This is a genomic window from Variovorax sp. PBS-H4 (genome assembly GCF_901827205.1).
Classification (GTDB): Bacteria; Pseudomonadota; Gammaproteobacteria; order Burkholderiales; family Burkholderiaceae_C; genus Variovorax.
In genome coordinates, this window is record NZ_LR594675.1 from 1,435,159 (window position 1) to 1,452,881 (window position 17,723).

A 17,723-nucleotide genomic window follows, 5' to 3' on the forward strand; every position below is an offset into this window, starting at 1 on the left:
AGGCCTGAGCGACCATCGTCTGTTCACCATTCTCGACTTGGCAGGCACGTTTGCGTTCGCGATCAGCGGTGCGGTCGCAGCAAAAGACCGGGGACTCGACTGGTTCGGTGTCATGGTCATCGCCTTCGCAGTCGCCTGCGGCGGGGGCGTGGTGCGCGACCTATGCATCGGCGCGGTGCCGCCCACCGGGCTGACCGATCGGCGCTATCTCGCTGTCGCCTTGGTCGCGGCATGGATGACGATCGCCGCGGGCCCACTGGTCACGCGACTTGCGCACCCGGTGACCCTGTTCGATTCACTGGGGTTGGGGCTGTTTGCCGTCACCGGTGCGCAGAAGGCCATGATCTTCGGTCACAGCGCGGAGGTGGCGGTCCTGCTGGGAGTGGTCACCGCCGTGGGCGGCGGAGTTGCCCGCGACGTGCTGCTCAATCGGGTGCCGGTGATCCTCCGGCGCGAGATCTACGCGTTGGCTGCGCTGGTCGGCGCCGTCATTGAAGTGGCTGGTGAACGCCTCGGATGGATGTCGAGCTGGCGGACTTGGGTCGCTTTGACGGCGTGCTTCGCGCTGCGTTACCTGTCCCTTCGCTACAAGTGGAATCTGCCACGCGCTCCCGGACGCAATTCCAAGAGCGACTAGGCGTGCTTGTGGCATCGAGGTGGCCGAGCGTACGCCCCAGGCGCACATGCAATCTGGCAGAGGCTGTGAGGACATTGCCGCGTTAGATTGCAGTAAAAGCTGGACCACCTAGACTCTCCCTCATGGCCACCGCCCTGATTTGCACCCACGTTGCCTTGGCTGCGCTGCTTCTGGCAGCCAGCTACGCACGCGCGGCTGCAAGCAAGGCCTCGTCTCAGGCAACGCCCGCACATTCCTAAGCCCGGCGGTCCGCTCTCTCCCCTTTCAGCGCAACCATTCACCGCCGGGCACAAGCCTCGCGCGGTCGCGAATGTCAATTTCGAACGGCGTTCGCATTCGATGGAGTGCTGCAATGCACGCAGTTGGTCACGGCGAGCGAACGCTTACCGGTCTTGATTTCGCCCGTCTCTGGAAGCTCCTGGGTCAGGAGCCTGCTCCGTCGCTCGAGAACCCGCTCGCTGCTACGCCGATCGCCAGCGCCCCCACGGCGACTACGCCAGAAAGTCATTTGACCACCAGGTCGTAGCCTGGCTCTCTGACCGGCCACTTGCCTTGACCCCGCCCTGCCAGAGTCGCGACATCGCGCACTGGGAGGTTCGCGCTAGCCATGTCGAAAGATTCGCCCTGACCCCTCAGTCCACCCTTGCCGTGACCCACTTCCCCCCATACGCATTTCCATATTTCCGCATCCCTTTACACCGGCCGGCCGAACTTAGGTTCGATGTAGATCCGGCAGGGGACCGCGGCGAGTCGCTAGACGCCATCTACGACCGCATTCATAGGCCGGGCAACCCGCTCCATGGCCTGCCGACGTTCGACCTTCATGACTCACGTCTCAAAGTGCACGTCAGGGAGGCCGACGGCGAGCTCTACGCGTACGTCGAAGACACGCAACGTCGATGTCTTGCGGGCTGCACGGTGTTCAACAGACTGGTCGAAGTCGACCGCCGGGCAGATCGGCATCTTCGCTCTCCGCACTCGCGTTATCTGGCGCAATATCAACGGCTCGGTATCGCGACGGCGGTCTACGACTGGGCACTCGGCACCGGCATCTGCCTGATGACAGGCGCGCGTCAGTCGCCGGGTGCGCACGCCCTTTGGCACAGCCTGGCGCGGCGTTACGAATCTGGCTTCGCCGAGCTTCGCCAGAAGAAGCTCACCTACCTGGGCGGCAGGATTGATCCCCGGGATCTTGACCGACTGGAAACCAGGATGTTCTTGCTCCCCAGGACCAGGTCGTTGTCACAGTTCCGAGCCGCGGTCGGGATGCAAGATGCCGCACGCTGGGACGTCGGGGCGTTGGTGCGTCGAGGCGTTGAAGCCTTGAGGCCTTGATCGTTCGAAACGCGCAGGCGCAGCAACACGGGTGTGCTGAGGTAGCCTGTTGCCATGGACTCCCTGATCGCCGCCTCCGCGCGCGCCCTTGCCGCCGGCGACCCGCTCGGTGCGCTCAAGCGGGTTGCACTGCGCGACGACCCGCCGGCGCGGGCTTTGCGCGGCATCGCCATGGCGCAGCTCGGCGATCACGCGCGGGCGCGCGAACTCTTGCGCCTCGCGGCGCGTGGCTTCGGCACCCACGAGGAACTGGCGCGCGCGCGCTGCATCGTTGCCGAAGCCGAAGTGGCGCTCGCTGCCCGCGACCTCGACAGCTCGCCGCGCTTGCTGACAGCGGCGTCGGCCACGCTCGAAGCCGGGGGCGACCATGCCAATGCGCTGCAGGCGCGGCTGATCGCGGCGCGCCGGCTGCTGCTGCTCGGTCGCCTTGAGGAGGCAGCGGCTGCGCTGGCGCGCGTCGATGCGCGCGGCCAAACACCGTCGCTGGTGGCTGTAGCCGCTTTGACCGAGGCCGAGCTCGCGCTGCGGTCGCTGCGCGTCGACACGGCCCGGGCGGCGCTCGACCGTGCGTACGAGGCGGCCCAGCGCGCACGGGTGCCTGCGCTATTGGCCGAGGTCGCGGACGCGCGCACGTTGCTCGACTGCCCGGCAGCCCGGCGCCTGCATCCCGGCGGCGAGCAGCTGCTGCGCCTCGACGAGGTTGCGACGCTCCTGAACTCCGGCGCGCTGGTGGTCGACGCCTGCCGCCGCGGCCTGGGCATCGATGCGCGTTGGCGCTCGCTGGCGCGGCGGCCGGTGTTGTTCACGTTGGCGCGCGCGCTGGCCGAGGCGTGGCCTGGCGATGTCGATCGGGAAGCCTTGATCGCGTGCGCATTCCGCACCCGCCATCCCGACGAGAGCCATCGAGCACGCTTACGGGTCGAAATTGGCCGTCTGCGTGCGCTCGTCACGGCGCAGGCCTGCATCGAAGCCACTGCGCGAGGCTTCGTGCTGAAGCCACGCGATGAGCGCACCGTCGTCGTATTGGCGCCGCCCATCGATGGCGAGCAGGCATCGCTGGCAGCGTTGCTCGCCGATGGCGCGGCCTGGTCGACATCGGCCCTCGCGTTGGCCCTGGGAGCCAGTCAGCGCACCGTTCAGCGCGCACTCGCCGAGCTGGAGGCGGAGGGCCGGGTGCGCTCGATCGGACGAGGCCGGGCTCAGCGGTGGCTGTCGTCGCCGCTGTCCGGATTCACGACGATCTTGTTACTCCCCGCTGTGCTCGCGCTTGACTAGAGTTGTCACCAGGCGCCAATCAAGGTGCATCAGAAGGAGCAAGCGGTGATCAGCAAGACCTTGAAGAAAGAACCCGAGGGCGCAGTGAACGCGGCCGAAATCGTGCGCGAGTACGGGCCCTTTGGCGATGCCAGCAGTGTGCACGGCGTGACGTACGACGGCCAGCGCGTCTGGGCCGCGACCAGCGCCGGGCTGGTCGCGTTCGATCCCCAGAGCGGCCAGACCACGCGCGCTCTGGACTGTGTCGGCGACGCCGGCACCGCTTTCGACGGCACGCACCTCTACCAGATCGCCGAGTCGCGCATCGACAAGGTCGATCCGGTCACGGGCCGGGTGGTGGCGTCGATCCCGGCGCCGGGACACGGAGCCGACTCGGGGCTCACCTGGGCCGAGGGCAGCCTGTGGGTAGGCCAGTACCGTGATCGCAAGATCCACCAGATCGATCCTGCGACCGGAGAAGTCATTCGCACCATCGAGTCCAATCGCTTCGTCACGGGCGTGACTTGGGTCGATGGCGAGCTATGGCATGGAACCTGGGAAGGGGACGAAAGCGACATCCGCCGCATCGACCCGGGAAGTGGCGACGTGCTCCAGCGCCTCGAAATGCCGCATGGCACCGGCGTCAGCGGGCTGGAGTCGGACGGGGCCGGCCTTTTCTATGCGGGGGGCGGAGGAAGCGGGAGGGTCCGCGCCGTGCGGCGCCCCGGAAACGCCATCAGCTCCGAAGGCCCTGCCAAATCGGCGGGCCACGCTTGCTGCGCGCCCGACTGAAAACCGCGCAGTCCGAACCGGATCAGCTTCATGGGAAGTTCATGGCCATGGTTGGCGATCGCAGGGGTCGGCGCCCTTCATGGGCTGAACCCCGCCACCGGCTGGATGTGGGCCGCCGCCTGGGGAGTACGCTCGCGCAGTCGGGCGCAGGCACTGCTGGCGCTTGCGCCGATCGCGATCGGGCATGCCGCTTCGATTGCAGCCGTGGCGGCTGCGGTGGCGCTCGGTCTGTCGATGAACCGCCTGGTGCTGCAAGCTGTGGCGGGCGGGCTGCTGATCGTCCTCGCGGTGCTTTGCCTATGGGGCCGTGCGCCGCAGAGCGCGCGGTCGCCGGCCGGGTATGCCGGGCTGGCGCTCTGGTCGTTCATCATGTCCACTGCGCACGGCGCCGGAGTGATGCTGGTCCCGGCGCTGGTCCCGCTTTGTTTCGGGGATGCGTCGGCCCGGCGAATCAGCACGTCGGACTCGCTCATGCTGGCGCTCGCGGCCGTTGGCGTCCACGCCGCGGCGATGCTTGTCGTCACCGGTTTGATCGCCACGGGCGTTTGCCGTGGCATCGCAGCTGGCATCCGTCTGCCTGAGCACCTGGCGAAAGCCGCCTCCTGCTTCGGGAGACTCAAGCTGCCTTCGGCTCCGGGAGAATGGCCGTCAAGGCAAAGTCGACGAGATGGAGCCAGGTCGCTTCCATGCCCATGATGTTGTGGTGGTCGGAGCCGGCGATCGTCTGCACGCTGATGGGTGTCGGCCAGGCCGCGATGAGCTTCTGCGAGCGCTCCGGCAGCACCACGTCGTCCCGCTCGGCCAGGAGGACCTGTGTCTTTGCGGCGACTTCCTTGCAGTGCGTCAACGAATTGAATTGGTGGCGCAACAACAGAGAAAGCGGAACCAGCGGGAACCGCCGCTTCGCCACCTCCAGCATCGAGTCGTAGGGCGTGATCAGCTGCAGGCTCGAAAACTCCTGCCGCGCCACGAGCTGAATGGCCACCCCCGTCCCCAGGCTTCGACCGACCACGTGCAGACGCGCGTGCGGGAGGGCCCGCCGCAGGTGATTGGAAAATTGGCTGGCGTCCTGCACGGAGGCCAGCTCGGACGGGTGCCCTTCGGAGTCGGCCACTCCGCGGTAGTTGATGGCCGCGAATCCGAAGCCTTGCGGAAGCCAGTGCAGGGCTTGCGCAGTGGCGCGGACATCCTCGCCGCGTCCTGCGAAGTAGATGAACAGGTCCTGCAGCGCTTCCTCGCCATGGGGGTGATAGACATAGCCGCGCACCATCCCGCCCGGCACGGTGTGCGAGTAGGTGGAAAAGTCGTCGGACAGGTGGACGACGGGGTGCTTGCGGGCATTGAACAGGATGTGCCCTTGGCGCGTTGCCAGGAGGGTCCAGTAGGCCGCGATGCTGCCGATGGCAGCGGCCGAGGCCGAAAGTGCGATGCGAAAGGCTCTGGATGACAAGGTTTGCTTCTCAGTGGCGGCCGTGGACCTTCAGGCGCAAGGTGACGTCGGCCCAGCCCCTCGATTTCAATCGCGCCTGGAGCGCAGGCACCAGCTGCCGCAGCTTGGCTGCGGCAGCGCTGCCTCGCACCAGCAGGCACCAGCTGTTGCCGTCGACCGGCCCGGCCTGGACGGCCGAGCGCATCTCGGGCGGGATCAGTTCCTGGATGGCCTGCAGCCGTTCGGAGGCGTCGCGCGCACGCGCCATCAGGCTGGCCAGCGTGGGCGAATCCTCGGCGGCTTGCTGCAGGGTGAGGGGATGGAGACGACGGTTCATGGCAAGGTGCTGAAATGGCAACGCGGCTAAAATGCCCGGTTTGCCGGCACTCGTGCTGGCGGGGTCCGTCCCATTTGGCGTGTTGATTTTGCGCCAGGCGCGCCCACCTGCTTTCACTTTCTTAGGAATTTCGGTCGCGGACCCGCATGCCATGGGGTCGCTGTCGACCCGCTCGCATGGCCACCAATTTCCTGACCCAGATCTTCGGCAGTCGCAACGACCGGCTCCTCAAGCAGTATCGCAAGACGGTCGATCGCATCAATGCGCTCGAGCCGACGCTCGAGAAGCTCAGTGACGACGCCCTGCGTGCCAAGACCCAGGAGTTCAAGGACCGGCTCGGTCGGGGCGAGACCGTCGACGACCTGCTGCCCGAAGCCTTTGCCGTCGTGCGCGAAGGCTCCAAGCGCGTGATGAAGATGCGCCACTTCGATGTGCAGCTGCTGGGCGGCATGGCGCTGCATTTCGGCAAGATCGCCGAGATGCGCACCGGCGAAGGCAAGACCCTGACTGCCACGCTGCCGGTGTACCTCAATGCGCTGACCGGCAAAGGCGTGCACGTGGTGACGGTGAACGACTACCTCGCCAATCGCGACGCGCGCTGGATGGGCCGCCTCTACAACTTTCTCGGCCTCACGGTGGGCATCAACCTGCCGCAGATGCCGCGCGAGGAAAAGCAGGAGGCCTACGGCAGCGACATCACCTACGGCACCAACAACGAGTACGGCTTCGACTACCTGCGCGACAACATGGTCTACGAGACGCAGGACCGCGTGCAGCGCGGGCTGAACTACGCCATCGTCGACGAGGTGGACTCCATCCTGATCGACGAGGCGCGCACGCCGCTGATCATCAGCGGGCAGGCCGAGGACCACACCGAGCTCTACCTGGCCATCAACAAGGTCGTGCCGCTGCTCACCCGCCAGGAAGGCGAGGCCGATCCCCGCACCGGCGAAGGCGTTACCAAGCCGGGTGACTTCACGGTGGACGAGAAGACACACCAGGTGTTCCTGACCGAGGAAGGCCACGAGAAGGCCGAGCGGGTCCTCTCCGAATTCAAGCTGCTTCCCGAGGGCGCCTCGCTCTACGACCCGGCCAACATCACGCTGATGCATCACCTGAATGCGGCGCTGCGCGCGCGGCATCTCTACCACCGTGACCAGCACTACGTGGTGCAGCAGGGCGAGGTGGTGATCGTCGACGAATTCACCGGCCGCCTGATGACCGGCCGGCGATGGAGCGACGGCCTGCACCAGGCCGTCGAAGCCAAGGAAGGCGTCGAAATCCAGGCCGAGAACCAGACGCTCGCCTCGATCACGTTCCAGAACTACTTCCGCCTCTACGCCAAGCTGGCGGGCATGACCGGCACGGCCGACACCGAGGCCTACGAGTTCCAGGAGATCTACGGCCTGGAGACCATGATCATCCCGCCGAACCGGCCGAGCAGGCGCGAGGACCAGCTCGACCGCGTCTACAAGACCACGCGCGAGAAGTACGAAGCCGCGATCGAGGACATCCGCGAGTGCTACGAGCGCGGGCAGCCGGTGCTGGTGGGCACCTCGTCGATCGAGAATTCCGAGATCATCGACGGACTGCTCTCCAAGGCCGGCCTGCCGCACCAGGTGCTCAACGCCAAGCAGCATGCGCGCGAGGCCGAGATCGTGGCACAGGCGGGCCGGACCAAGATGATCACCATCGCGACCAACATGGCTGGCCGCGGCACCGACATCGTGCTCGGCGGCAACGTCGAAAAGGCGATCGAAGCGGTCGAGATCGACGAGGTCATGGACCCTGCCACCAAGGCGTCCGAGATCGCGCGCCTGCGCGCCGATTGGGAAAAGGACCACGAGTTCATCAAATCGGTCGGCGGCCTGCGCATCATCGCCACCGAGCGCCACGAATCGCGGCGCATCGACAACCAGCTGCGCGGCCGTTCGGGCCGCCAGGGCGACCCCGGCTCGTCGCGCTTCTACCTGAGCCTGGACGACCCGCTGATGCGCATCTTCGCAGGCGACCGCGTCAAGGCCATCATGGACCGCCTCAAGATGCCGGACGGCGAGGCGATCGAGGCCGGCATCGTCACCCGCAGCATCGAGAGCGCTCAGCGCAAGGTCGAGGCGCGCAACTTCGACATCCGCAAGCAGCTGCTCGAGTATGACGACGTGTCGAACGACCAGCGCAAGGTGATCTACCAGCAGCGCAACGACATCCTCGATGCCGGCGACCTGACGGCGCAGATCGCCGCATTGCGCGAAGGCTGCTTCACGGACCTGGTCCGCGAGTACGTGCCCGCCGAGTCGGTCGAGGAGCAGTGGGACCTGGCCGGCCTCGAGAAGACACTTGCGAGCGAGTGGGGCATCGACCTCCCGCTGCAGAAGGAAGTAGAAGCGGCGACCGCCATGAGCGACGAGGACGTCGTCGAGAAGGTGATCACCGCTGCCAACGAGGCCTTCAATGCCAAGGTGGACTTGATCGGGCAGGAGAACTTCACGCAGTTCGAGCGCATGGTGCTGCTCCAGAGCATCGACACCCACTGGCGCGAGCACCTGGCCTCGCTGGACTACCTGCGCCAGGGCATCCACCTGCGCGGCTATGCGCAGAAGCAGCCCAAGCAGGAATACAAGCGCGAGGCCTTCGAGCTCTTCGGCCAGCTGCTCGATTCGGTCAAGAACGAAGTCACGCGCCAGCTCATGACAGTTCGCGTGCAATCCACCGAGCAGCTGGAGCAGGCGGCCGAGGCCATGGAGAGCCGCGGCGAGAACCTGGCCAACATCACCTACAGCGCTCCGACCGAGACAGGCGAGGTGGAGGTCCGCGTGGACGAGGAAAGCCAGCGCCGCCTCGCGGCAATCGCTGCGGGTGGCCTGTCTGCCGGCGCCGCTGCCTTCGCGCGCGTGGGACGCAACGATCCCTGCCCCTGCGGCAGCGGCAAGAAGTTCAAGCATTGCCACGGTAAGTTGACCTGACCTGACACCGAACGAACTGAAATCTGCCATGCCAGTGAATCTTTCCGCTCCCGATCCCGCGGCGCTGCACGCGGTGCCCGGCATTCGCATCGGCGTGGCCGAAGCGGGCGTACGCAAGGCCAACCGCAAGGACCTGACGGTCGTGCTGATCGACGAAGGCGCCGCGGTCGGCGGCGTGTTCACGCAGAACCGCTTCTGTGCCGCGCCGGTTCAGGTCTGCCGCGAACACCTGCAGAAGAACTTCGGCATCCGCGCGATGCTGATCAACACCGGCAACGCGAATGCCGGCACCGGTGAGGACGGGCTGGCGCGCACCCGCGCGACCTGCATCGCGCTGGCCCGCAAGCTCGAGGTGGCGACCGAGCAAATCCTGCCCTTCTCGACCGGTGTGATCATGGAGCCGCTGCCCATCGACCGCATCGAGGCGGGCCTGCCGGCCGCGCTGGCCGATGCGCAGCCCGGCCACTGGGCCCGTGCGGCCGAGGGCATCATGACCACCGACACCGTGCCCAAGGCCTTCAGCCGGCAGGTGCAGATCGGCGGCGCGACCATCAGCATCACCGGCATCAGCAAGGGCGCCGGAATGATCCGGCCCAACATGGCGACCATGCTGGGCTTCATGGCGACCGACGCGAAGATCGCGCCCGCGCTCATCCAGCCCCTGGCCAAGGCCCTGGCCGACGCCTCCTTCAACCGCGTGACCATCGACGGCGACACCTCGACCAACGATTCCTTCGTGGTCATTGCGACGCAGAAGGCCGCGCACGCCGCCATCGATTCGCTCGATTCGCCCGATGGCCGCGCGCTGGTCGAGGCCATGCAAGAGGTCGCTCGCCTCCTGGCCCAGGCCATCGTGCGCGACGGCGAAGGTGCCACCAAGTTCATCACCGTGCGCGTGGAGGGCGGCCGCGACGCCGCCGAATGCCGGCAGGTGGCCTACGCGGTCGCACATTCGCCGCTGGTCAAGACTGCTTTCTATGCCAGCGACCCGAACCTCGGGCGCATCCTGGCGGCGGTCGGGTACGCGGGCATCGCCGACCTCGACCAGACCGGCATCGATCTCTACCTCGACAACGTGCACGTGGCCGTCAAGGGCGGGCGCAATCCGAGCTACCGCGAGGAAGACGGCCAGCGCGTGATGAAGCAGAGCGAGATCACCGTGCGCATCGCGCTCGGCCGCGGCGAAGCCGCGGACACGGTGTGGACCTGCGACCTGAGCCACGACTACGTGTCGATCAACGCCGACTACAGGTCATGAATGAGAAGTTCGAACGCCTGATCGAGCGCGCCGAGCAATTGATCGGCCGCATCGAATCCATCCTTCCCCAGCCGCTGGCAGCGCCGGCCGACTGGCACGCCTCCATCGCCTGGCGCTACCGCCGGCGCAGCTCGGGCCATGGCACGCTAGAGCCGGTGCGCCACCTGGCGCCGATGCCGCTCGACGCGCTGAAGGAAATCGACGTCCAGAAGGAAAAGATCGAGCGCAACACGCGTCAATTCGTGGAAGGCAAGCCGGCCAACAACGTGCTGCTCACCGGGGCCCGCGGCACCGGCAAGTCGTCGCTGATCCGCGCCTGCCTTCATGCCTACGCGCCCGAAGGCTTGCGTCTGATCGAGGTCGACAAGGCCGAGCTGACCGACCTGCCGGACATCGTCGAGGTGGTATCGCAGCGACCCGAGAAGTTCATCATCTTCAGCGACGACCTGAGCTTCGACGAGGGCGAGCCGGGCTACAAGGCGCTCAAGTCGATCCTCGACGGCTCGGTGGCTGCGGCTACGCCCAACGTGCTGATCTACGCGACCAGCAACCGGCGCCACCTGTTGCCCGAGTACATGAAAGACAACCTGAGCTACACCCACACCGAGGACGGCGAGGTGCACCCGGGCGAAGTGATCGAAGAAAAGATCTCGCTGTCGGAGCGCTTCGGCTTGTGGGTGAGCTTCTATCCCTTCAGCCAGAACGAGTACCTCGCGATCGTCGCGCAGTGGCTGTCCTCCTTCGGCGCCGATGCGGCGACCATCGAGGCCGCGCGCCCGGAGGCGCTGGTCTGGGCGCTGGAGCGCGGCTCGCGCAGCGGCCGCGTCGCCTACCAGTTCGCGCGCGACTACGCCGGGCGGCACTGAGCGCGTCGATGGCGGACGAACGCAAGCACACCGAGGTGGCGGTAGGCATCCTGATCCGCGCGGCCGACGAGGCATTGCTGCTGTCGACGCGTCCTGAAGGCAAGCCCTATGCCGGCTACTGGGAGTTCCCGGGCGGCAAGATCGAGAGCGGCGAGTCCATCGAGCAGGCATTGCGGCGCGAGCTGCACGAGGAGCTGGGCATCACCATCGATGCCGCCGAGGTCTGGAAAACCACCGAGCACGACTACCCGCACGCGCTGGTACGCCTGCACTGGTGCAAGGTGCGCGCGTGGCGGGGCGAGTTCGAGATGCGTGAAGGCCAGGCCATGTGCTGGCAGCAGCTGCCTTTGTCGGTCACACCGGTGCTGCCGGGGGCGTTGCCGGTGCTCGACTGGCTGGCGCAAGAACGCGGCCTGGCCCGGCCCGCCTACTGAAGCTTGGGGTCTCCGAAAGCCTCGTCATCGGGCGGCGCCTCCGCCGGCATCCGGAATTCTTCGTTGGCCCAGGCGCCGAGATCGATGCCCTTGCAGCGCGCGCTGCAAAACGGGCGGTAGGGATTGCTCGGTCCGTAGACGCTGTCCTGGCCGCACGCCGGGCAACGCACGATGCGCTCGCCAGCGGCAGTCTTCTTGCTCGTTGCCATCGCAAGCCTCAAGCGCAGAGAGTGAGCTCGAAAGGGGTATCTTCCGTGCTCTGGTGCAGGCGGTCGTCCGCCTCGTGCCGCATCAGCCGCACCGACACCATCAGCCGATTGCCGCTGATCTCTGGAATGAGGCCCAGCCGCGGGTCGATGCGCAGCCTCAGCAGTTGAAAGCTGCGGCCCTGCGGCAGCGTTTGCTGGAACTGGCCGCCGGTGGCGATCACCTTGTAGGGCACGTCGGCATCGCGCAGCAGCTTCAGCAGCAGGTAGATCGACTCGGCCAGGGGCGCAAGCGTGGAGGACCAGCGCTCCAGATCGGCACGGCGCTCGTGGGCCTGGCGGTGCTGCCAGGCGTAGTAGGCGGGCAGATCGAACTCGCAGGTCCCGCCGGGAATGCTCGCGCGGCTGCGGATGCTCATCAGCCACTCGTTCTCGGTCAACGCCTGACCCGCCTTGCCCGCTATCGTGTTGAGCGTCGCAAAATTGCTTTCGAGCTTGGCGACGATCTGGTCCAGCACCGCCTCGGAAATCGCGGGGTTGCCGCGGTAGCCATTGAAGACGTTCTTGTGCTTGTCCAGGTCGCGCAGCACGTCGGCCTTGAGGTCGGCGCGCGCGGCCACATCCATGATCTCGAAGATCGTGACCAGCGCGTAGTGGTGGGACAAAGGCGAGTCGGCGGGTACGAGCTCGCCGAGGCGGCGAAACAGGTGCTCCAGCCGCAGGTAAGTCCGGATGCGCTCGTTGAAGGGGTATTCGTAGAGGATCACGTGTGTGTGGGTTTCCCGTCGCGGGATGATAAGCCTCTCACGGTGACTTCGTCTGTGGGACAGGCAGCACTTCACGCACCACGCCCAGCATGTACTCGCCCAGCGCCAGCTGCCCATGCATGGACAGGTGGGTGTCGTTCGAGAAATAGAAGTCCTGGATCTTCTCGCTCTTCTCGCGGGAAAAGGCGTAGAGGTCGGGGCCGAGTCTGGCCTCGACGAAGCCCTTCACGAAGTCTTTCGAGAAGTCGGGCCTGAGGTAGACGGTGGCCTTGTTGGGGATCACCATCCACAGCTGCGGGATGGCCGGGTGCTGCGCGGCAAAGGCCTTGATGCGCTCCAGCGTGCCCAGGGTCAGGGGGCCGTTGCCTTCTTCATCGACGAAGACGGGCAGCTTGTTGCACTCGCGATGGGAAAAGTACTTGCAACCTCCGGGAAAGGACCGGACCCAGGTGTTCTTGTTGAAGAGCAGATCGACCTGAGACTTCTTCGCTCGCCACGAGTTGTAGTAGGCCTCGGGGCCGGTATCGAAACGTGCGGTCCAGTTGGGCAGGGCATCGGGGCCCGGAAGCACGGCGGGCTTGACGAAGGGCTCGAGCCTGGACTCGAAGGGCTTGACGACCTTGTTGCAGGCTTGGCCGTCTACCGTGCGCTCGTCGAGCAGGCGCTCCACGCTTTCGAAGATTATCAGCTTGCCCTTGAAGCCCGCGCGCTGGAGCCACTGGTCGAAATCCTTGCACATCACCGTGCCGTACTGGCCCCAGTAGGTGGTGGCGACGCGGTAGCCCGCTTTCACCAGCGAGGCCTGCCAATAGAGCGTCATCGAGAAGCTGTCGCCGATGACCAGGACGTCGGCCTCGCCGACCGGAGCCGCCTTGAGGTAGGCCGGATCGACCGTGGGGCCGGGCTTGGTCCAGCCGAAATCCTCTTCCGCCAGGTGGCCGATGCGGGTCAGATCGCCATAGGGCGGGAGCGTGGTCAGAGAGACGAGCCACATCGCGAACACGATGACATAGCCGGTGACGAAGATGCGGAGCCAGATCTTTGCGAGCTTCATGTCGCTTGTTTCAGAATTGGAAGTACAGGAAGGGGCTGTAGCCGCCCAGCTTCGACACCGCCCAGGCAAACACCAGGAAGCTGCCTGCAGCGACCATGACGGTCGAACCCAGGGCCAGCACCCTGTTGCCCGCCAGTCCCTGCGGATGCGGCACCCACCGCTCGAGCGAAATGGTGGGCGGGAAGGCCAGGCAGATGATCAGGCCGACCAGCAGCGTCCTGAAGAACTCCGACTTCCGGTAGGGCACCAGCCCCAGCTCGCTGAAGGCCGTGGGCGGTGCCCCGTGGAAGCCCAGCATGCCTTTGTAGACCGCCATTGCCGTGTGCATGCCGTCGGCGCGGAAGACCACCCACGCGACCATCACGCAGAGGAACGTCAGCAGCCAGCCGATCACACGGGCCACGGGCCCTGCAGGAACGTTTCGCCGCACCTTGGCATTCCAGAGGTGGTTGATCATCAGGTAGGCGCCATGCAGCGCGCCCCAGATCACAAAGGTCCAGGCGGCGCCGTGCCAGAGCCCGCCCAGCAGCATGGTGAGGAACAGGTTGAGGTAGCGTCGGGCAGGACCCTTGCGATTGCCGCCCAGCGGCACATAGAGGTAGTCGCGCAGGAAGGTCGACAGCGAGATATGCCAGCGCCGCCAGAACTCGATGATGTTGGTCGACTTGTAGGGCGAGCGGAAGTTGAGGGGCAGTTGCACGCCCAGGCACAGTGACAGGCCGACCGCCATGTCCGAGTAGCCCGAGAAATCGAAGTAGATCTGCAGCGTATAAGCGAGCACGCCGAACCAAGCGGTGTAGAGCGTGGGCGCCATGCCGTTGTGCGCGCCGTTGAACATCAGGTCCGCGTACTGCCCCATCGGGTCGGCAATGAGCAGCTTCTTGGCAAGCCCGAAGCTGAAGATGGCCAGGCCCACGGCCACCTTGTGCGGATCGGCCCTGTAGGTCTGCGGATTGGCGAACTGCGGCATCATCTGCGCGTGGTGCAGCACCGGCCCGGCGATCAGGTGGGGAAAATAGGTGACGAACAGCGCGTAGTGGATGAAGCTACGCTCGTGCACCTTGCCCTGCCAGCAATCGACCAGGAAGGCGATCTGCGTGAAGGTGTAGAACGAGATCCCGATCGGCAGCGCAATGTGCAGCATCGGTATCGGCGAGAAGCCCGCGGCCGCCAGTCCTTCATTGACGTTCGAGACGAAGAAGTTCGCGTACTTGAAGATGGCCAGCACGCCCAGGTTGACCACCAGGGCGATGATCAGCAGGCGCTTGCGCTCGGCGTCGCTGCGCCCCGGCCCGGGCGTGAGCCGCAGTCCGAACCAGTAGTTGATGCAGATCGAGCCGATCAGCAGCGGCAGGGCCTTGACACTCCACCAGCCGTAGAAGAACAGCGAGGCGAGGGCCAGGAAGCCGGCCGCAGCGCGCGCATTGCGTTTGCCGATCATGAAAAAACCGAGCAGGACGATCGGGAAATAGACGAAGAGAAACGCGTGCGAATTGAAAAGCATCTCTGATGGGGCGCACGCGCTGGCCTCGCGCGCCGTCTTCTTCTGTTCGATGGAGGAGCCGCCGCCGAGGCAGCAAACCTTGGATTATCGCTGGGCAGCCGGACGCCAGGACAGAGCGCGGACCTCGGCCGCAAGTTCCTCCAGCGAGAGCGCCTCGTTGAAGATCACCGCGTCCGCGGCTGCCCGGCGTGCACTGCGCGGAGCCTGTTGGGCGATCACGGCGCGCACCGCCTCGGGGCTCCAGCCTGAGCGCGCGACCACGCGCTGCAACTGGGTCTCTTCGGTGGCGTCGACCACCAGCACGCGGTCGACCAAAGCGCGCCAGCGCCTCGATTCGACCAGCAGGGGCACGTCGAAGACGATCAACCCCCGGCCGGCGGCCGCTGCTGCCTGGGCTTCGCATTCCATGCCGATCGCGGGGTGAAGAATAGCCTCCAGCCGCTGCTTTGCCGCAGGGTCCGCAAACACCAGCTCGCGCATGCGGGCGCGGTCCATGCTGCCGTCCGCAGCGACGACGGTGGGCCCGAAGACGGCCTCGATGGCCGGCATCGCGGCGCCTCGCGGCTGGGTCATGGCGCGCGCAATGGCGTCGGTGTCGATCAGTGTTGCGCCATCGGCGACCAGGATGGATGCGACCGTGCTCTTGCCGCTGCCGATCCCGCCGGTCAGTCCGATGCGCAGGCTCAGCCCATCAGGGCGCCCAGGGGAAATGCGAAGGGGATCCATTGCCGCACAGTATCGGGCCCGGCGACGAGGCACACGAGCCCGGCGCCCGCCAGGAAGGGGCCGAAGGAGATCGGAACATCCTTGTGCGCCAGTTTGCCGAGCAGCAGCAGGAGGCTGCCGAGGATGGCCCCCACCAGGGACGAGACCAGCACGATCGCGATGAGATAGTCGGCACCCAGCCAGGCGCCGAGCGCGGCCAGCAGCTTGAAGTCGCCGTAGCCCATGCCTTCCTTGCCGGTCGCAAGCCGATAGGCGTGATAGACCAGCCAGAGGCTCAGGTAGCCGAACACCGCACCCCAGACCGCCGAGGCGAGCGGCACGCCGGTCAAGCCTGCTGCCGCGCCAATGAGGCCCAGCCACAGCAGTGCATAGTTGAGGGAGTCCGGCAGGTACTGCGTATCCAGGTCGATCAGGAACTGGCAGACCAGCAGCGCGGCGAAGGCGGCCCACAGCGCTGCGGCGGGCGACAACCCGTAGCGCCACCCGCACAGCGCGAACAGCCCCGCGGTGACCAGTTCTACCAGAGGGTAGCGGGGGCTGATCGGCGCTTTGCAGGCGCTGCAGCGTCCGCGCAGGAACAGGTAGCTGAGCACCGGCACGTTTTCGTACCAGCGGATCGCATGTCCGCAGTGCCCGCAGCGCGACGCCGGCCGGGCCAGGCCAAAGGGAGGGAGGGCGTCCACCGCCTGGGCCGCTTCGCCGGCGGCTGCCTCGAGCCGGGGGGGCGTGTTCGATTTCGGCCCGAACACCAGGCTCCACAACGAGGGCACGCCCTCGACCTTCATCAGGTTGCCTACGGCCTCGGCCAGCCACTGCCGGTACATCATCATCGGCGTGCGGTAGATCACCACGTTGAGGAAGCTGCCGACGAGCAGCCCCAGCACGCCGGCCAGCGCGGCGTCGAGCCCCTGCGACAGCAGCATCAGACGACCTGGCCGAGCTTGAAGATAGGCAGGTACATCGAGACCACGATGCCACCGATGATCACCCCGAGGAACACGATGATGATCGGCTCCATCAGGCTCGACAGGCCCGCGACCATGTCATCGACCTCCGACTCGTAGAAGTCGGCAGCCTTGCCCAGCATGTGGTCGATGGAGCCGGACTCCTCGCCGATGGCGGTCATCTGGAGCACCATCGAGGGGAACAGGTTGGCGTTGGTCATGGCCATCGTCAGGCTGGTACCGGTCGAGACTTCCTGCTGGATCTTGAGCGTGGCGTCTGCGTATACGGTGTTGCCCGACGCGCCGCCCACCGAATCGAGGGCCTCCACGAGCGGCACGCCCGCCGCGAACATGGTGGCGAGGGTTCGGGTCCAGCGGGCCACGCAGGATTTCTCGATCAGCGTGCCGAAGATCGGCACACGCAGCAACAGGCGGTCCATGAAGCGCTGGACCTTTTCGTTGCGCTTCCACGCCTGGAAGAAGAAGTACAGACCACCGCCGATCACGCTGAAGATCAGCCACCAATAGGCGACGAAGAACTCGCTGATTCCCATCACGATGAGCGTCGGTGCCGGCAGGTCGGCGCCGAAGGAGCTGAACACCTGCTTGAAGGCCGGGATCACGAAGATCATGATGATCGCGACCACCACGAAGGCCACGACGACCACCGAGGTGGGATACATCAACGCCGACTTGATCTTCGATTTGATGGCCTCCGTCTTCTCCATGTAGGTGGCGAGGCGGTCGAGCAGCTCTTCCAGAATACCGGCGGCCTCGCCGGCTTCAACCAGGTTGCAGTAGAGGTTGTCGAAGTACTTCGGGAACTTGCGGAAGGCGGCGGACAGCGAGGTCCCGGTCTCGACATCACTGCGAATGTCGTTGAGCAGCTTGGCAACGCTTGGATTGGCATTGCCGCGGCCCACGATGTCGAAGGCCTGCAGCAGCGGGACGCCGGCCTTCATCATGGTTGCCAGCTGGCGGGTGAAGATGGCGATGTCCTTGGGCTTGATGGCCTTGCCCGAGCGCATCCGCCGCTTCTTGATCTTCGAGGCCAGCACGCCCTGGCGGCGCAGCGCGGCCTGGACCTGGTTCTCGCCGGCCGCGCGGATTTCGCCACGCACCACCTTGCCGTTGCGGTCCTTGCCTTCCCACTCGAAGACGTATTCCTTGAGCGCCGTCCGGGATGCTGCTGCTGTTGCCATTCGATGTCCGCTTCT

The 17,723-nt window shown here is 66.0% G+C and carries 18 protein-coding genes; 8 read left to right on the forward strand and 10 right to left on the reverse strand.

Annotation, left to right across the window (positions count from 1 at the left end):
• Window positions 1–4 precede the first annotated feature (4 nt).
• From E5CHR_RS06750 to E5CHR_RS06765, 4 genes are all read left to right on the forward strand, one after another.
• Complete coding sequence (locus E5CHR_RS06750) at window positions 5–637, forward strand: trimeric intracellular cation channel family protein (RefSeq protein WP_162583598.1); 633 nt, start codon at window positions 5–7, stop codon at window positions 635–637.
• 648 nt (window positions 638–1,285) lie between these two features.
• Window positions 1,286–1,972: an N-acetyltransferase gene (locus E5CHR_RS06755; RefSeq protein WP_162578975.1), complete on the forward strand. Its 687-nt coding sequence runs from the start codon at window positions 1,286–1,288 to the stop codon at window positions 1,970–1,972.
• 54 nt (window positions 1,973–2,026) lie between these two features.
• Window positions 2,027–3,247, forward strand: coding sequence for a helix-turn-helix domain-containing protein (locus tag E5CHR_RS06760; RefSeq protein WP_162578976.1), 1,221 nt, complete (start codon window positions 2,027–2,029; stop codon window positions 3,245–3,247).
• A gap of 45 nt (window positions 3,248–3,292) precedes the next feature.
• A complete protein-coding gene (locus tag E5CHR_RS06765; protein WP_162578977.1) occupies window positions 3,293–4,018 on the forward strand; it encodes a Vgb family protein in 726 nt (241 codons plus the stop codon).
• Between the two features lie 77 nt (window positions 4,019–4,095).
• Here E5CHR_RS06765 and E5CHR_RS32055 read toward each other — a convergent pair whose 3' ends face one another.
• From E5CHR_RS32055 to E5CHR_RS06780, 3 genes are all read right to left on the reverse strand, one after another.
• Window positions 4,096–4,557, reverse strand: coding sequence for a hypothetical protein (locus tag E5CHR_RS32055; protein ID WP_162578978.1), 462 nt, complete (start codon window positions 4,555–4,557; stop codon window positions 4,096–4,098).
• A gap of 77 nt (window positions 4,558–4,634) precedes the next feature.
• A complete protein-coding gene (locus tag E5CHR_RS06775) occupies window positions 4,635–5,468 on the reverse strand; it encodes an alpha/beta hydrolase (RefSeq protein WP_162578979.1) in 834 nt (277 codons plus the stop codon).
• A 10-nt stretch (window positions 5,469–5,478) separates the two neighbouring features.
• Window positions 5,479–5,784: a hypothetical protein gene (locus E5CHR_RS06780; RefSeq protein ID WP_162578980.1), complete on the reverse strand. Its 306-nt coding sequence runs from the start codon at window positions 5,782–5,784 to the stop codon at window positions 5,479–5,481.
• A 176-nt stretch (window positions 5,785–5,960) separates the two neighbouring features.
• Here E5CHR_RS06780 and secA point away from each other — a divergent pair, with 176 nt between their 5' ends.
• Genes secA through E5CHR_RS06800 form a run of 4 tightly spaced genes read left to right on the forward strand, consistent with a single transcriptional unit; the run spans window position 5,961 to window position 11,305 of the window.
• Window positions 5,961–8,747, forward strand: coding sequence for a preprotein translocase subunit SecA (secA, locus tag E5CHR_RS06785; protein ID WP_162578981.1), 2,787 nt, complete (start codon window positions 5,961–5,963; stop codon window positions 8,745–8,747).
• Between the two features lie 28 nt (window positions 8,748–8,775).
• Entirely contained in the window at window positions 8,776–10,005 is a 1,230-nt protein-coding gene (gene argJ / locus E5CHR_RS06790; protein WP_162578982.1) for a bifunctional glutamate N-acetyltransferase/amino-acid acetyltransferase ArgJ, read from the forward strand.
• Window positions 10,002–10,871, forward strand: coding sequence for an ATP-binding protein (locus E5CHR_RS06795; RefSeq protein ID WP_162578983.1), 870 nt, complete (start codon window positions 10,002–10,004; stop codon window positions 10,869–10,871). The genes argJ and E5CHR_RS06795 overlap by 4 nt, the downstream gene beginning before the upstream one ends.
• A gap of 8 nt (window positions 10,872–10,879) precedes the next feature.
• Window positions 10,880–11,305 carry an NUDIX domain-containing protein gene (locus E5CHR_RS06800; protein ID WP_174255699.1) on the forward strand — a complete coding sequence of 142 codons (426 nt, stop codon included), beginning with the start codon at window positions 10,880–10,882 and terminating at the stop codon, window positions 11,303–11,305.
• On the opposite strand, the gene E5CHR_RS06805 is transcribed toward E5CHR_RS06800, so the two are convergent.
• From E5CHR_RS06805 to E5CHR_RS06835, 7 genes are all read right to left on the reverse strand, one after another.
• Window positions 11,299–11,514 (reverse strand): DNA gyrase inhibitor YacG, encoded by a 216-nt coding sequence (locus tag E5CHR_RS06805; RefSeq protein WP_162578984.1) that lies wholly within the window; start codon window positions 11,512–11,514, stop codon window positions 11,299–11,301. The two genes, E5CHR_RS06800 and E5CHR_RS06805, sit on opposite strands and share 7 nt — an antisense overlap.
• An 8-nt stretch (window positions 11,515–11,522) precedes the next feature.
• Window positions 11,523–12,278, reverse strand: a complete 756-nt coding sequence (gene zapD / locus E5CHR_RS06810; RefSeq protein ID WP_162578985.1) for a cell division protein ZapD — start codon at window positions 12,276–12,278, stop codon at window positions 11,523–11,525.
• A 37-nt stretch (window positions 12,279–12,315) separates the two neighbouring features.
• Window positions 12,316–13,332, reverse strand: a complete 1,017-nt coding sequence (locus E5CHR_RS06815; RefSeq protein ID WP_162578986.1) for an HAD family hydrolase — start codon at window positions 13,330–13,332, stop codon at window positions 12,316–12,318.
• Between the two features lie 10 nt (window positions 13,333–13,342).
• Window positions 13,343–14,836, reverse strand: a complete 1,494-nt coding sequence (locus tag E5CHR_RS06820) for an MBOAT family O-acyltransferase (protein WP_162578987.1) — start codon at window positions 14,834–14,836, stop codon at window positions 13,343–13,345.
• An 84-nt stretch (window positions 14,837–14,920) separates the two neighbouring features.
• Window positions 14,921–15,562, reverse strand: coding sequence for a dephospho-CoA kinase (coaE, locus tag E5CHR_RS06825; RefSeq protein WP_162578988.1), 642 nt, complete (start codon window positions 15,560–15,562; stop codon window positions 14,921–14,923).
• Window positions 15,520–16,485: a prepilin peptidase gene (locus E5CHR_RS06830; RefSeq protein WP_162578989.1), complete on the reverse strand. Its 966-nt coding sequence runs from the start codon at window positions 16,483–16,485 to the stop codon at window positions 15,520–15,522. Before E5CHR_RS06830 ends, coaE begins: the two co-directional genes overlap by 43 nt.
• Window positions 16,485–17,708, reverse strand: coding sequence for a type II secretion system F family protein (locus E5CHR_RS06835; protein WP_162578990.1), 1,224 nt, complete (start codon window positions 17,706–17,708; stop codon window positions 16,485–16,487). The genes E5CHR_RS06830 and E5CHR_RS06835 overlap by 1 nt, the downstream gene beginning before the upstream one ends.
• Window positions 17,709–17,723 lie beyond the last annotated feature (15 nt).